General features: G+C 37.8%; 9 protein-coding genes and 2 riboswitches. All 9 genes read left to right on the top strand.

Annotation, left to right across the window (positions count from 1 at the left end; genetic code table 11):
- The 9 genes from GMJ66_RS14720 (at position 1) to GMJ66_RS14680 (ending at position 16,212) form a co-directional block, all read left to right on the top strand.
- Positions 1 to 1,386 (top strand): (Fe-S)-binding protein, encoded by a 1,386-nt coding sequence (locus GMJ66_RS14720; RefSeq protein ID WP_156291078.1) that lies wholly within the window; start codon positions 1 to 3, stop codon positions 1,384 to 1,386.
- A 17-nt stretch (positions 1,387 to 1,403) separates the two neighbouring features.
- Positions 1,404 to 2,861 carry an FAD-linked oxidase C-terminal domain-containing protein gene (locus tag GMJ66_RS14715; protein WP_156291077.1) on the top strand — a complete coding sequence of 486 codons (1,458 nt, stop codon included), beginning with the start codon at positions 1,404 to 1,406 and terminating at the stop codon, positions 2,859 to 2,861.
- A 90-nt stretch (positions 2,862 to 2,951) separates the two neighbouring features.
- On the top strand, positions 2,952 to 3,716 hold the full coding sequence (locus GMJ66_RS14710) for a fumarylacetoacetate hydrolase family protein (RefSeq protein WP_156291076.1): 765 nt from the start codon (positions 2,952 to 2,954) through the stop codon (positions 3,714 to 3,716).
- 255 nt (positions 3,717 to 3,971) lie between these two features.
- Positions 3,972 to 5,738, top strand: coding sequence for an L-lactate permease (locus tag GMJ66_RS14705; protein WP_156291075.1), 1,767 nt, complete (start codon positions 3,972 to 3,974; stop codon positions 5,736 to 5,738).
- A 655-nt stretch (positions 5,739 to 6,393) separates the two neighbouring features.
- Positions 6,394 to 7,884, top strand: a complete 1,491-nt coding sequence (locus tag GMJ66_RS14700) for an MFS transporter (RefSeq protein ID WP_156291074.1) — start codon at positions 6,394 to 6,396, stop codon at positions 7,882 to 7,884.
- A 1,420-nt stretch (positions 7,885 to 9,304) separates the two neighbouring features.
- Positions 9,305 to 9,389: riboswitch (cyclic di-GMP riboswitch) on the top strand.
- Between the two features lie 425 nt (positions 9,390 to 9,814).
- Positions 9,815 to 10,756 carry an ATP-binding protein gene (locus tag GMJ66_RS14695; protein WP_156291073.1) on the top strand — a complete coding sequence of 314 codons (942 nt, stop codon included), beginning with the start codon at positions 9,815 to 9,817 and terminating at the stop codon, positions 10,754 to 10,756.
- Between the two features lie 707 nt (positions 10,757 to 11,463).
- Positions 11,464 to 12,531, top strand: coding sequence for a TAXI family TRAP transporter solute-binding subunit (locus GMJ66_RS14690; RefSeq protein WP_156291072.1), 1,068 nt, complete (start codon positions 11,464 to 11,466; stop codon positions 12,529 to 12,531).
- 38 nt (positions 12,532 to 12,569) lie between these two features.
- Positions 12,570 to 14,429, top strand: a complete 1,860-nt coding sequence (locus GMJ66_RS14685; RefSeq protein WP_197046720.1) for a TRAP transporter permease — start codon at positions 12,570 to 12,572, stop codon at positions 14,427 to 14,429.
- A 50-nt stretch (positions 14,430 to 14,479) separates the two neighbouring features.
- A riboswitch (cyclic di-GMP riboswitch) is annotated at positions 14,480 to 14,570 on the top strand.
- A 157-nt stretch (positions 14,571 to 14,727) separates the two neighbouring features.
- Positions 14,728 to 16,212 carry a class I adenylate-forming enzyme family protein gene (locus GMJ66_RS14680; protein WP_156291070.1) on the top strand — a complete coding sequence of 495 codons (1,485 nt, stop codon included), beginning with the start codon at positions 14,728 to 14,730 and terminating at the stop codon, positions 16,210 to 16,212.
- The last annotated feature ends 1 nt before the right edge of the window (position 16,213 follow it).

Here is a 16,213-nt window from a genome sequence, read left to right as displayed (position 1 = left end):
ATGAGTATGGGTGGAGATAAATTAGTACATTCAGTGAACAATGTAAAAACCGGTGCACCTTGTGATACGAAGAGTCTAGGAAACTTTCTTTGGGAAGATCTTCCCGACGAAAAAAAATGGGAAGATTGTGTTCACTGTGGCTTGTGTCTTGAAGCTTGCCCGACTTATCAAGAAACAGGTGAAGAACAACATTCACCAAGGGGTCGTGTTCACTTAGTTAAAGCGGTAGCAGAAGGTAAACTTGACGTTAATGAAGCATTTTCTAAACCCATCTTTGATTGTCTTGATTGTCGTGCTTGTGAAACAGCATGTCCGGCAGATGTCCAAGTCGGTGGTCTAATTGAAGAAGCGCGTGGACAAATTCGCCAGGCGATGCCTTTAACAGGTTTTGCAGGTGTACTCAGTAAGACGGCTTTGAAGGGATTTTTCCCTTATCAGAAGCGCATGAATACGCTTGGTGGTTTAATGAGATTTTACCAAAAGAGCGGTATACAAAGTGCCGTAAGAAAAACAGGTTTGTTAAATGTCATGCCAACACACTTGAAAGATATGGAAGCCATTCTTCCCAAAGTTGATAAACCTATCCTTGGCAGATATCCAGAAATCGTTCCAGCGGTAGGAGCGCCAAAACAACGGGTTGGTATGTTAACAGGCTGTGTCATGGATGTCATGTTCAGTGACGTTAATGAAGCAACCGTTCGCGTTCTTACGCATAATGGATTTGAAGTTGGCCTTCCGACACAACAGGGATGCTGTGGCGCTCTTCATATTCATGCTGGTGATAGAGAAACAGGGAAAAAACTTGCGAAACAAAACATGGAAGCATTTAAAGATTACGATAAAGTACTTGTGAATGCTGCAGGTTGTGGATGTGCCCTTCAGGAATATGATGAACTATTTAGAAATGATCCAGAAATGCTACCCCTAGCAAAAGAGTTTTCGGCAAAAGTTGAAGACGTTTCCAAATTTTTGTATGACAATGATTTTAAACGTCCAAAAGCAGAAATTAAAACAAAAATCACCTACCATGATGCATGTCATTTGGCTCACGGACAAGGTGTACGCTTTGAACCTCGTCAACTTTTAAAAGAAATTCCAGGAGTGGAAATGGTCGATTTACCTGATGCAGACAGATGTTGTGGTAGTGCTGGAATCTACAATCTCACACATCCTGAGATGGCAGGGGCGCTCCTTGAACGTAAGATGGATGATGTTCCTGACAACGTTGAAATGATTTCGATGGGTAATCCTGGTTGCATGCTCCAAATAGCCATGGGTGTTGAAAAGTATGGAAGAAGTGAAAAGGTTGTCCATACCGTCCAACTGCTTGATTGGGCTTATGAAAAAGAAAAGAAAGAAGCAGTCGATCTAATGAAATCGAAATAAAGAAGGAGGTGAAAGGTATGTTTGGAAAAAAGCGTAAAAAACAATGCTCCGATCCTGTTGTTCAACAATTAATCACTATGGTTGGCGAAAGTGAAGTACTTTATTTAAAAGAAGAGCTCATTGCATATGAATGTGACGGTTACACGATGTCAAAAGGGATGCCAAGGGCAGTAGTTTTTGTAAATAATACCGAACAAGTTTCAGAAGTTGTCAAACTATTAAACAAAGAAAAAGTTCCTTTTATTGCACGAGGGGCAGGAACAGGGTTAAGCGGTGGAGCAACTCCGTTCGGCGGTGAAGTCATCATTAGTCTGGTCCGAATGAAGAAGATGCTACACCTTGACTTGGAAAATAGAAAAGCAGTTATTGAGCCTGGCTATGTTAACTTAAAGCTGACACAATCCATTTCGGATAAAGGCTACTATTATGCACCAGACCCTTCAAGCCAGTATGCATGTACGGTCGGCGGGAATGTTGCTGAAAATGCAGGTGGTGCTCACTGTTTAAAATATGGTGTAACGACGAATCATATTTTGGGGCTCGAGATTGTGCTTCCTACAGGTGAAATCGTTGAAATTGGAGATGATGGGATTCCTGATCACCCAGGATACGATTTGCTCGGCCTCTTAACTGGTTCAGAAGGAACACTTGGCATTGTGACCAAAATTACAGTGAAAGTATTGAAGAATCCTGAAGATAAAAAAACAGTTCTCGCCTATTATGATGATATTAATGATGCAAGCCAATCGGTTTCAGACATCATTTCAACTGGTATCATTCCAGCAGCACTTGAAATGATGGATTCGATAGCTATCGAAGGTGTGGAATCCGCAGCTTATCCTGTTGGGCATCCGAGTGACATTGCCGCGTTCCTGCTTATTGAAGTGGATGGAATTTCAGCTGGAATTGACGACCAAATTAATGAAATTCTTACCGTTTGTAAAAACAACAATGTGCGTAAGGTAAAAGTGGCAAAAGATGAAGCAGAACGTGGACTTTGGTGGGCAAATCGAAAGACGGGTTTTGGGGCAATGGGGACAATATCTCCTGACTACCTCGTCCAGGATGGGGTTATTCCTAGAACGCGATTACCTGAAGTGCTTGGGGAAATTGCAGAGATTAGTATAAAGTATAAGCTTCGAATTGCGAATATTTTTCACGCAGGTGATGGGAATCTTCATCCACTTATTTTGTTTGATGCAAGTATTCCAGGTCAAAGTGAGCGTGCTTCAAAAGCGGGTTCCGAATGCTTGAAGGTTTGTGCAGATGTTGGGGGTTCGATTACTGGCGAACACGGTGTTGGAATTGAAAAGTCAGCTGAAATGCGCTTTATCTTCAGCGAAGAAGAGGTGGCCGCGCAAACGAATATACGTGCTGTATTCAACCCAGAAAATTTATTAAATCCAGGGAAATTATTCCCTCAGCCTGGCCGTTGTGTCGAAGTCAAGAAAGAACCTGAAAAAGTAGAAGTATAATTGTTTACTAGTTTTTAATTCCATTTTATAGAAATGCTAGAGATTCACCACTTAAATTATCGGAATATTAACAATTTAGGAGTGAGAATAATGAAATTTGCTAGATTTAAAAAACAAAATGAAGAAACAATTTTGCAAGGAATCGTAACAGAAAATGGTATCCAACAAATTGAAGGAAACATATTTTCCAATTGGAAATATATGGGGATTATACACAATGAAGAAGATATTGAATTACTGGCACCCCTTACGCCACGCCATGTGATTGGTATTGGTGCAAACTATGTTGGCAAAACAGAGGATTTACCTTCTGAACTTCCAGAAATTCCTGTGTTTTTTTACAAGCCGATTTCATCTGTTATTGGAAGTGGGAAGTCCATCGTTATTCCAAATAAAATAGAAGAAGTAAAATTCGAATCCGAGCTTGCAGTAGTGATTGGAAAACGTACAAGTAATATTACTGAAGAAGAGGTAACAGAATTTATTTTTGGCTATACGGTAGCCAACGATGTAACGGCACCGCAATTTTTCCATAAAGATGGACATTGGATGATAGGAAAGTCATTTGACACGTTTACGCCGCTTGGTCCATATATCGAAACAGAATTGGATCCTAATAAAGTTACAGTTAAAGCATATTTAAACGGCGACAAGATACAGGATAGCGTAACAAAGCTAATGATTATTCCTATGAGAAAGATGATTGCCGGGCTTTCCAGCATAATGACACTAGAACAAGGCGACGTGATTTTAACTGGTAGTCCGCTTGGCGCAGGAATGATGAGAGATGGTGATGACATCATCTGTGAAATTGCTGAAATTGGCGGGCTTCGTAACCCTGTAAAACAGGGCTAATTTTATCTCGCATTATCGGACATTTTAACCCCCAACTTCAAGAATTCGGGAGAAGAGGGGGGGATAGGGGGAACGCAGACGAAGTACGCCACTTCCTTATGTCTTTGTCTGCATGACCTACATCTTGTAGGCCCAACCCCCACTGATTGAAGTTTCATTATATAACAATACTAAATTTCTGTTCTTGCTAACAAAAGATAGGGAAATTGTATTGTTATTTAATAGAATAAAATATTTAAAAGGGGGATTTTAGAAATGGATAATGGAATATTAGCTGTTCTGGCCTTTCTTCCAATTATCGTTGTTGCTGTTTTTCTAGTAGGGCTTAAATGGCCAGCGAGTAAAGCAATGCCGCTTTCCTACCTCGTCGCAGTAATACTAGCTCTTCTCGTCTGGGGTGTCTCATTTTCACAAGTTGCCGCTGCCTCCGTTCATGGACTTATTGTTGCTGTAACGCTGTTATTCATTATTTTCGGTGCGATTTTACTCTTGAACACGCTACAAGAAAGTGGAGGTCTGAACACCATTCGTCGAGGTTTTACAGATATTTCACCAGACCGCCGTATTCAAGTTATTATCATTGCCTGGCTTTTCGGTTCATTTATTGAAGGTTCAGCAGGTTTTGGGACACCCGCTGCTGTTGCAGTCCCATTAATGGTCGGACTTGGATTTCCGGCGATGGCAGCTGTTGTATCCGGTATGATCATTCAAAGTACTCCGGTATCATTTGGAGCAGTTGGAACGCCGATGATTGTGGGTGTAGGTTCTGGAATTGAGCCCCTTACTCAAATTACGGATGTTTCAGGTTTTGTATTTGGTGTTGCTGGGAAAGTTGCTATACTTCATGCCATTGCAGGACTGTTAATCCCATTATTTTTAGCCGCTATTTTAACCCGATTTTTTGGGAAAAACAAGTCATTCAGTGAAGGGTTGAAAGTATGGAAATTTGCGTTATTTGCTTCTGTAGCGATGACAATCCCATATATGATTGTTGCAAATACATTAGGACCGGAATTCCCGGCAATGATTGGTGGCTTAGTTGGGTTGGTAATTGTCATTCCTGCTGCCCAAAAAGGATTCCTTATGCCAAAAGAACACGATATTTGGGACTTCGAAGCAAAGGACCGATGGGATCCAACCTGGACTGGGCGTGTTGAATTAAAAAATAATGATATTTATGCTGGCAAAATAAGCATGTGGCGTGCATGGACTCCATACGTTTTGATTGCTATTCTTTTACTAATTTCAAGGCTAACTAAAGTAGGAGATTGGCTTAAATCTGTAAAAATAGCTTTTCCAAATATTTTTGGGACAGAAATATCTTCCAGTTGGGAAATTCTGTTTTCACCGGGATTTATTTTTATCGTCGTTGCAGTATTAACCTACTATTTGCATGGAATGAAAGGCGAGGAGTTCGCTAGGGCTTGGAAAGACTCCGGTAAAACGATGATTGCTGCAGGTTCGGCTCTTGTCTTTACTGTTCCAATGGTGCAAGTATTTCTTAACTCAGGCGGTGGGGCAGTTGGTTATCAAGAAATGCCAATCGTTTTAGCAGAAGGTGTTGCAAATCTTGTAGGTTCTATGTATCCGATCTTTGCAACGTTCATTGGTGGACTTGGTGCATTTGTAGCTGGTAGTAATACCGTTAGTAACATGATGTTCTCACTCTTCCAATTCGGGGTAGGCGAGCGCATCGGTGCTGACCCGACATGGATGGTTGCACTTCAAGCGGTTGGTGGTGCAGCTGGAAACATGATTTGTGTTCATAATGTTGTCGCAGCATCAGCAGTTGTTGGCCTTGTAGGAAAAGAAGGGCACGTTATTCGTAAAACGCTTCTTCCGTTTTTCTATTACGCACTATTGTTAGGTTCAATAGGTTATTCCATTATGTGGACAGCTGAAAAAGGGATTTTTAACATTGGATCGATTATAGCTGTACTTATTTGGGGAACTGTTATATACATTATTGCGACAAACAACAAACGTTTGAATGCAATTGAACAGAAACGAAATTCCGCTTAGAGGACCAGAGGGACAGGGCACTGTGCCCCAGTTTTTTGTAAGTTAGACTGAGTGTGTTGGCAGCACTTAGTCTGTTTTTGTGAAAAGGTGTCTGCCCCCCTGTATAAGAATAATTATTAATATGGAGATTCCGTATTTAGAATGAATAACGCTGTGCAAATTGCGAAGTAATTAAAAGTAAAAGAAAAAGGGTCAGTTCCTCACTGCGCTGTTGCGGGGGACTGACCCCATAGCCCGTGTTAGTAAGGTGAGAGTGGTTTGCTAACATAAGTTAAATTAACGGAGGCTTCTCATGAGTTCAGCGAACTTTTGAGAGGCTTCTTTTTTCATTTTTTAGGTTATGTGAAGGTATACATTTTTCGTATAAAACAACAATTAAGTATTAATCAAGGTACATACCACTACTTCAATAGTTCTACGATCACTACTCAAGCCATGTAGAGTGTGTTGCACAGCTTATCTTAAATTAAATAGAGTAATTATTGGGCCCAGAAGAAATAAACCTGGGCCATTTTCCATGTAATTTTCATATGCAAACTACGAAAATCCCCATATACTTTCGGTTGTTTCAAGGGCGTATTATATCACCTGTTTTGGATACTATGCTGGTGAAAGGTAATACTAAAAAGTATAGTAAACGGAAAGAGGTGTCAAGATGTCGGAAGCAACCACTAAAGAGGGGCAATTCATTCACAGGTCAAAAATTTGGCAAATCGGTTTTTTTTCACTTAATAATGCAGCAACAAACCTATATTTCTTTTTACTTGGATTAGTTTCCTATTATGCAACTGGTGTGGCTGGGCTAGCGGTTGTGGTTGTTAGTACAATTTTAACTGCCTTAAGGATTTTTGATGGGATCACAGATCCGATTATAGGATTTATTATTGATCGTACAAATACAAGGTTTGGGAAATTTAGACCTTTTATGGTGTTAGGAAATATTATTCTTGCTGTTTCAACCATCACTATGTTTATGGTAACCCATCACTTGCCAGAAGGTTTACGTTTGGTGTTTTTTATTTGTATGTATGCAATCCATATTATCGGTTATACGTTCCAAGCAGTTTGTACAAGAGCGGCCCAAACAGTGTTGACTAATGATCCCAAACAACGTCCGCTTTTTTCAGCCTTTGATGCAACGTTTACAACCATCATTTTTGTTGGTGGACAAGTCCTTCTTGCTTCTTATCTAGTTCCAAAATATGGAGGGGAATTTTCAGAAGCTTTATTTACTGAATTAGTAACGTATGGAGTAGTAACTGGGGCAATTTTTACAATTATTGCTGTAATTGGCATATGGAAAAAAGACCGCCTCGAGTACTTTGGTTTTGCAGAAAAATCAGTGAAAACAAAGTTCAGCGAATATTGGCCGGTAATTAAAAGAAATCGACCTCTCCAAATGCTCGTAATTGCAGCATCAACGGACAAGCTTGCTAATAGTATCCTAAGGCAACCTGCAGTCCCAGTCATGTTTTTTGGAATCCTTATCGGGAATTATGCATTAAGCGGAACAATCCAAATGATTACCATCCTTCCTACTTTGCTGATTACATACCTAGGAATTGGGATAGCAAGGAAAGCTGGCATGAAAAGGATTTTTGTGTATGGGACTTGGGCAGCGCTTCTTTGTTTCGTTGGTGTCCTAGGATTGTTGATGATAATGGACCCGAAAACAATTTCTCTTATCGATATGGGTCTGAATACATTTCTTTTTCTTGCTTTATATGGATTAGGAATGGGGTTTGCTGGATTAACGGGGAATATGGTCATCCCCATGATTGCTGATACTTCGGATTACGAAACTCATATTACAGGTAGGTATATACCGGGAATGATTAGTACCATCTTTTCTTTTGTTGATAAGTTAATATCCTCTTTAGCGACAACCATTGTTGGATTTTTATTAGCATCTATTGGATTTAAAGAAGTTTTCCCACAGGTAGGTGAGGAGTTGACATCCTCACTATTAATAATGACGTTGGTTTTCCAATTTGGTTTCCCAATGTTCGGTTGGGTGTCGTCACTCTTAGCGATGAAATTTTACGAGTTGAATGGCAGGAGAATGGTTGAGATACAAGATGAAATTGCAGACGTTAAGAAAATACTTGTGGCCAAGAATCAGATTACACTTCCAGACCCTGAATAACTTCAATAAAAACAGTCTTTTCTTAATACAGGTTAGAGTGCCAAAATAATCGGAGAGGTTGGGACGTTATCATCCCGACCTCTTACTTCTTCCTATTCTTCCTAACCCGTTCTTTTCAATTGGAACAAGTTTAGGAAAAGCGATTAGATGTTAAACAGAAATTTTTAACGGAGGCTTCTCATGAGTTGAGCAAACTCTTGAGAAGCCTCTTTTTTCATTCTTGCGTGACATGGAGGTATTATTTTTTCACCGTCTAATTTATTATAGGGGGATTTAATGAACCTTATAGCATTTATAATAACTTTTGTTTTTGTATGTATCGATAAGTTTACCTTAAATATAAGGAATAGGCTATGTAATTGACTGGGTTTCAGATGCAACATAATTTCAAAAGTTTAAAGGATATGTAATTGAGGAATTCTTAATAATTATCTTATATAAACTGTAATAGCGCGTATTGTGGGAATTGTTGTTAGTTTGGTTATTTTAATAAGGCGACAATCAAATGAGTCATAATTTGTACAAGAATATACTTAAAGTAAAGGTGCAGGTTAGTGAAACATTTGTGATTATGAAATCGTACAAATAGAAAGATAACTATTCATGAACATTTGGATTTTTCAATGTAGGTGGTGTTATTTTCTATGAAGAAAGCACAAGTAACAATCGCACTGCCTTCCTTGCTACTCTTAAGTTTAGCTTTAATTAAAATTTAATTACAGTAGACTATTGCTTCATTCCTTTGGCTGCAATCACCATTCAAGACGCATTGAAGAATGTTAACATTTTGCTAACGCAATCCAGTGAAAAACGGTAAAATCTCGTTAAAGATATTACACACTCTCATCTTACGGGCCATGATGTAAACACCCACCCAATTCCCTTGGTGCATGTGGCCTCTTAGGTGTTAGTGATCAAATAAACCATATTTTAACCACATTCTTGGAAAAAGTTAATACTTATTAAGGTTTTGGGATGCCTCTCATTAGTTCACCGAACTTTTGGGAGGCTTCTTTTTTCGGCTCTTAGTGTGGCAGTATTGTCATCTACATGACCTAATTGTTTCCCATAATCTAAGGAACACTTCCCTCTAGCTTTAGCTAATAAAGATGTATGTGTATGTCATAATGAATACTGTGTTAAATATTGTGCTGGAAAAAAACTGCTAATCTGAGTAAAAATCGGTAAATTTCCCTTTCAAAACCTTGATAAATTAGTAAACTATAAATCAAAATAGATTGTAAAAAATCAACGTTTATGCTATTCTTAAAAATAGAGAAAAATTAATAGTATTTTAGTCCTATTAACGTAATCAAAATATTCAAGTTTTAATAAGATGATAGTAAAAGGAAAATGAAGGTTTTCGCCTTTTATTTCTGGTATAGACACCAAGTTTTTCTAACTTTTTATGATTAATACCTTTCGATAATGGCAAACTCATTGAAAAATGGGGACGCAAAGCCCATGGGTCTAAGGTCTAGTACTATGACAGCCGGGTTACCGAAAAAGGGTTGGCTTTCTTAAATATATAATTTTGCGTAGTAGGCAAAACTACTTATTTAAGCCCACCATTCTTTTTGGTGGGCTTTTTTCTTGCTTTAAAAAAAGTGTAAGTTTTGTCGGATTTACGTATGAGAAAACTTCGACCTTCTCAGAAGTTGTGCTTTTCTGGTTATCAAAAGGTACTTAGAAAAAATAAAAGCATTAACCAAGATATTACACGCGGGATTGCGTAAAGATGGAGTTCGCATTACACCCGTTTTATTGGGGGCTGTAAGTAGATCTTTTTGAGAGGATATTGATCCAAAAATCAGATCTATCCTAAATGTTAATTGTACAATCCGTTGCTGAACATTTTTGCATTTTTATTATGTTAACCAAAACAGTCGATTGTTGCTGAAATTACGATAATTTCTTCAGCTGGAATATTATGAGAAAGGGTGTGGAAGGGAAATTGAAAAAATTGGTAAATAAATTTTTTCAAGGATCAAGTGATAAAGGTAAAACAACATCAAATAGTGCTCTTCCAAAACTCGCTGAACTTAACGCTTATAAGGAAGTACAAACGAGGGCGTTAATTGGGTGGCTTGTATACCGCTTGGCGGCTGTAGCAGAAATAGATAATGAGCAAAGAGATGCCTTATTTCATCTTGCTTTTACGGATACATCAATAAGTGACTTCCCAGATGAATCGACAAAACAGTTATACGAGTTAGCAGAATCAGGGGTCGAATGGTTAAAAAGCAATGCTGTAGTGGAAGAAGAGTTAAAGGCCTTACAATTACCCCGTTTATATCGAGAAAATTTGTCTCGATTATTTAGTGAGGTTCAAATGTACTCTGATTTTCAACAGCCTTCTACTGATGATTCCGGTAAGGAATGGGAAGTGTATCGAGATGTTATCTATTCTGCTACCCATGGTGCCTTTCTTTTAATTGATAAAAGTGAACTAGGTAAATACAGGCAAAGTAAACTTCTTTGTGAGGTAGAGATTCATGACCGAGCGGATATTTCTAAGGCTAGGAATTCTGCAAAAGAAGCCTTCAATGGGGCAGGTCTTAAGGCTTCTAAAACAATGAGCTACAACTTAATCATTTCTGAGGCGGTAACAAACATTTTGAAGCATGCTGAGTATGGAAAGATGCTCATTTATAAAGACCAGGATGTTTTTCGAGTTGTGATAGAGGACAAAGGTCCTGGTTTCCCATTAAAGATACTTCCGAAAACAACGTTAATGGCAGGGTTTTCTACGAAAGAATCGCTAGGACAAGGATTTACCCTAATGATGAAAATGGCGGAGCAAGTTTTATTGGAAACATCCTCTACAGGTTCTACTTTAATTTTGATCCTAGACGGAAAGGGGGAAGAGTAAATCTTCAACCTAACTAACAGTTACCTGAAAAATCCGATGGTATGACCAACCACTTGGGACTTTTTCCGAAATCCAATCAACTATCTAATCATACCATTCATAAAAGGTGAATTTCATGATTAAAACGCAGTAGGATGGGGATTATTCCAGATAAATCAAAGCGTTTGTCATTATAATTAATCCAATAGATTCAATAAGAGCTATACATCTATAAAAATAAGGTATGCAACGTTTTGCTTCGAAGATTTTGGGCAAGCACCCAAATTACCATCTTAAGCAACAGAAAATCGATGGAGTCAGTTCAAGACGCGGTTATTACTAGCAAATGAACTTACCAGATATCTATTGAAGGGGGTGATCATGCAGAGCATTATCAAAGGGGAAAAATATAGAGGACAACATATAACTAAGAAAATGATGGAGTTAAAGGGTAGCTAGTGTTGTCCGAGGTGGTGAGGTATACTGTCGTCTCGGAGTCTCTCATATCTAAGTCAATATCAATAGGAGACATACCATTTGTTAATTCTTCTGGAATGAGATTACTAACACGTTAGTCAACAAGCTAAAAGACAGTACTATTAAAGTGACATTTCAAGAGTAAGTCCAGATGTATATAAAACTGCTTCGGCTCCCAGAGATATTGGGTGATGGGGTATTTGTTTAATATAGAAAGTAAAAGGTATTGAGATAAATGGAGGTAATATGGAATGAGAATTCATAATTTAAAAGATAAAGTTATTTTAAGTCTTTTTATTGTATTATTGATTACTTTGCTTGGGGGGTGCAGTGAACAATCTACATCAAAAGATAATGATACATCTGATGAATCCAGTCAAGAAGGAAAACCTGTTGATCTTTTAATACCTACGATGGAACCAGGGACATTACCTTACGTTTCATCCGAAACGTTGACTCCTTATTTTAAGGAAGTATTACCTGAGGGTTCACAAATTCAAAGAACACCAACTTCAACAGGGGATATTAGTGGTATCTATTTATTAAAGGAAAACCAAGGAGATTTGTATATGGTTTCCGATCTACCTGCCCTTTGGGTATGGGAAGGAAAGCCTTATCCAAATATAGATGGGGAATACCAAGGTTTTCGGAAGCTGCTTCAAATGGATTCTTATGCTGGGATGGGATTTTTAGTCTCTAAGGATTTTGCTGAGAAGCATAACATTGAAACAGTCGATGATTTGTTTGAGAAGGATGTAAAAATTTCACTTGCAACTTATCCATCTGGCTCTTCTAGCGTTATTATGTTTGAACAAATTTTGATGGGATATGGATTTGAAAATCTAGAGGAATTTAGGTCACAAGGGCATACCGTTTTACAAGGAGGTCCTCAAGACTTAGTAAAATACATGCGGGATAGACAAGCAAACGTACATTTCGGATTAATTGTTGGGCATAACTTTCCACCTGTAGAAGAGATGATGACAAGTGTAGACTTAAACTTGCTACCATATGGTGAAGAAAAAATGAAGCAAATCCAAGAGGAATATCAATTTCCATCTTTTACTGTACCAAAGGATTCCTATAAAGGCATAGAAGAAGACACTATCATTTTAGGTCTTGGTAATTATGTTATTGTTCGTGAGGACATGCCGGATGATGTAGCGTATCAATTAACAAAAGCGATGTATGAAAACTGGGAAGAAATTCGTGAAAAGGATCCGTTCTTTTCGATTACACCGCTTCATTTTAGGGAAAGTGTTGTTCCATTCCATACTGGTGCTGAAAAATATTTAAAGGAAGTTGGCGCGTTGGAATAGCTAATAACGAATAGATTATTATAAGAATGGTGGTAATTATGCGAAAAATAGTATTGTCTGCAGTAGCCGTTGTCTGGGCGGTTACCCAAATATTCACCCTTTATTTTGTGAATTTAGAAGCTCTGCAGATTGTTTCGTTGCATTTAGGTTTTGCGCTAGCACTTACTTTTATATATATTCCTATGAAAATATCCTTACTCCATAACCGGTTTAAACTCGTTATGGACTTGGTTCTCTCTTTCACAATTTTATTGACAAGTATATATTTCATTATAGAGTATGATCGTATTCGAAATCATATGATGTTTGTGAGTCCGTTTACCTCTGTAGATTTAATTGCAGGAGGAATAACGCTATTGCTTACACTCGAAGCAACTAGACGAGTGTTAGGCTGGCCGCTAACCACATTAGCATTTATTAGCATAAGCTATTTGCTTGCCGGTCCATATATACCAGGTGTGTTTCATAGCAGACCGATCACCATCTCCCAAATAATAGAGTATAACTATTTTACAACTAGTGGTCTTTTTGGAATAGCACTACAAACCTCTGCAACATATGTTTATGTATTTGTGTTTTTTGCATCCTTGTTAAACATATCGGGGCTTGGTCCAAAGTTTATGGATATTATCATCTCGTTTGCGGGAAAATGGCGTGGAGGACCGGCAAAAGTATCTGTATTGAGTAGTGGATTATTTGGGATGATCACAGGTAGTCCATCGTCAAACGTAGCATTTACTGGTTCTTTTACTATTCCATTAATGAAGAAAATAGGTTTTAAGCCGGTCTTTGCAGGTGCGGTTGAATCCGTATCATCATCAGCGGGAATGATTACTCCCCCTCTTATGGGGACGGCGATATTTCTAATAGCACAATTTACACAGGTTGGTATTGGAACTATTGTCATAGCGGCAATTATACCTGCTATATTATATTTCTTCGCCTTGTTTATACAGGTGGATTTAGAGAGTAGAAAGTACAATATAAAACCTTTAGATGCTAAGGATCTACCGAAATTTAAAAAATCGTTACAAGAGGGTTGGCACTTACTGGTACCAATTGGAGTTATAATTGTAATGTTATTAAAAGGTTATAGTCCGCAACTTAGCGCAGTTGTTTCGATTATAATTGCTATTATTCTATCTTATTTTAAAAAGGAATCTCGGCTAGATATAAAGAAACTAATCGAGGCCAGTATAGATACAGGAAAAACGATGACTTTAATTGCAACCGCAACCGCAACCGCTGGTATAATTATAGCGTCTATTACTTATTCGGGGTTAGAGTTTAAATTAACCAGTTTTCTTGTAACTGCTGCTGGAGATAGCTTACTGTTATTAACCGTTTTTACAGCTATTCTTTCATTTATATTAGGTATGGGGCTTCCAGTGTTACCAGCATATATTATCGTTTCATTAATTACAGCACCAATATTAGTTGAATCGGCTGGTGTTAGTGTAATTTCAGCTCATTTATTTGCTTTCTATTTTGCGATGATGTCATTTTATACTCCACCAGTTGCTCCAACTTCGTTTGTTGCGGCTGGGATTGCAGGTGCAGGCCCATTCCGTGTGGGCTGGCAATCGATGAAATTAGGTATAGGTGGATGTATTGTTCCATTTCTGTTTATTTATCATCCGTCTATATTAACTTTTACACCACTTAGTCAATTTTTACTGACGATAATACCTGTCGGCATCGGCATATTTGTAATTGCGGCTGTGCTTTCGGGACACTTAAAACAAAAGCTATCACTTGTTGAATCATCATTCCTTTGTATTCTATCATCCTTGCTTTTATTCGCTAATACGTATATCCAATGGATAAGTATTGTTTTCTTCTTATTGATGTACAAATATAACGCTATAAAAAAGGTTAAAGAAACTGTAGAAAAATGACGATATATAGATTATGCAGAAATGTGGTACAGTATAGTGCAAATCTATCATTCCGAAAATGGCAAACTAGTAAGAAAGGCTAGGGCGCAAAGCTACGGGACTAAAGGGAAGGTTTCTCTCTATAATAGCCGGGTTACCGAATAAGGGTAAATGTCTACTCTTTTTGGGATAAACTATTTTTACATTCAATGACTCAAAAGGTATAAAAACGAAACTTTCAAATTGATTTTGTAAAGGTTATTTCGAAGTTAACTGCTAACGAATTAATTGAATAAAAGTTTAGGTAGGAGGGGAAAACATGTCAACTTTTTATGACTGGATATTTCATCGTAATACGACTGATAAATCCAAAGTATTATTGGCTGATGAAAACAAGGAGTGCACATTAGGTGATATAGAGAAGAAAACAGACTTTTTCTTAAATCTGCTAAAGAAAGAGGGGGACTTAAAAGGAAAGAAAGTAGTCCTGATAGTCCCATCCATTTTGCCACACATTTCTTTGTTTTTAGCTGTAAACCGTTTAGGTGGGACTGTAATCCCTTTGAGCTGGCAATTAAGATCAAAGGATTTAACTGATATTTTATCACTGTTAGATTCACATATTCTATTTACCGTTGAAACCTATCATAATTTTAATTTTTTAAAAGTACTAAAAGATTGGGCAATATCAACGAACAAACATACCGTTATTTATGGAACAGTGGAATATCAAGAATGGAATCGTAACGTTTGTGATGGTATGCCTCGCGAAATAGAACAACAAAGAATTGATTTAATTAGCTGTACATCAGGCAGTACTGGATCTCCAAAGGGTATTATGATTAACAGTGATGCTATGAAGCATTGGGTTGCCTATTTGGAAAATACGTTTGAGATGAAGTCTTCCGATAAACTGATGTCGACAGTACCAATTAGTGTTCCATATGGGATGCTATTAGTATTAGTAGCTTTAAAAAAACAGCATCTTATCGTTGTGAATGAAACGTTTGATTTACCTCAAATGGTAAACATATTCTATCAGAAGGGCTGTAACAAAATAGCGAGTACCCCTTCAATCTTTAAAGCGTTTCACCAATTCTTCAGGCATTTAAAACCGGAAATTGGGGGTCGTATAGAGCTAGCAATCATGGCTGGCGAAGTAATTACAGAAGGTTTTATTAACTCTGTATCTGAATTGAAAAATGTTACATTTTCAAATAATTACGGACTCTCAGAAATTGGAGGGGTTATGTTTAACATGGATATGTTAAGCAAACAAGCATTTTCAGTAAGAGAAGATGCTCAATTTAAAATAGTACCTACTGATAGTAAGGATGATGGTGTAGGTGAACTGGTAATTCGTCCACCTGCTGCATTCCATGGTTATTATAGACGTCCAGAATTAACATCTGCTGTACTAGATGAGCAAGGGTGGTTTTATACAGGGGATCTTGTAAGAGCTGTTGGGCAAAGAGACTTAGAGTTAATTGGTCGTAAAAAAGATATGATTAAAAAAGGTGGACAACAGGTTATACCAGGTGAGATTGAAGATATACTCCTCCAGCACCCTGCGGTTAAAAATGTAGTTGTAGTAGGGGTTCCCCATGATGTGTTTGGTGAACAAATTGTCGCCTTTGTCCAGCCAGAACATTTATTTGATAGTAATGAGCTATATTCTGCCTGCGCTTCTAAGCTTGCTGGCTATAAGGTTCCTGATTTAATTAAAACAATTGATGAATTTCCGATTGTACAAGGCAAGGTAAATAAAGTAATGCTACGTAAATTAGTAAAGGAGGATAAATAGG

Origin of the sequence: Oceanobacillus salinisoli, assembly GCF_009733865.1 — a bacterium.
Lineage (GTDB): Bacteria > Bacillota > Bacilli > Bacillales > Amphibacillaceae > Oceanobacillus > Oceanobacillus salinisoli.
Note: the sequence above shows the minus strand (reverse complement) of the source record. Positions and strands in the feature narration are given on the sequence as shown.

Bases quoted from the DNA above. Each gene is read 5' to 3' on its own strand.
- GMJ66_RS14720 (WP_156291078.1), top strand. From the start codon at position 1: ATGAGTATGGGTGGAGATAAATTAGTACATTCAGTGAACAATGTAAAA.
- GMJ66_RS14715 (WP_156291077.1), top strand. From the start codon at position 1,404: ATGTTTGGAAAAAAGCGTAAAAAACAATGCTCCGATCCTGTTGTTCAA.
- GMJ66_RS14710 (WP_156291076.1), top strand. From the start codon at position 2,952: ATGAAATTTGCTAGATTTAAAAAACAAAATGAAGAAACAATTTTGCAA.
- GMJ66_RS14705 (WP_156291075.1), top strand. From the start codon at position 3,972: ATGGATAATGGAATATTAGCTGTTCTGGCCTTTCTTCCAATTATCGTT.
- GMJ66_RS14700 (WP_156291074.1), top strand. From the start codon at position 6,394: ATGTCGGAAGCAACCACTAAAGAGGGGCAATTCATTCACAGGTCAAAA.
- GMJ66_RS14695 (WP_156291073.1), top strand. From the start codon at position 9,815: ATGAGAAAGGGTGTGGAAGGGAAATTGAAAAAATTGGTAAATAAATTT.
- GMJ66_RS14690 (WP_156291072.1), top strand. From the start codon at position 11,464: ATGAGAATTCATAATTTAAAAGATAAAGTTATTTTAAGTCTTTTTATT.
- GMJ66_RS14685 (WP_197046720.1), top strand. From the start codon at position 12,570: ATGCGAAAAATAGTATTGTCTGCAGTAGCCGTTGTCTGGGCGGTTACC.
- GMJ66_RS14680 (WP_156291070.1), top strand. From the start codon at position 14,728: ATGTCAACTTTTTATGACTGGATATTTCATCGTAATACGACTGATAAA.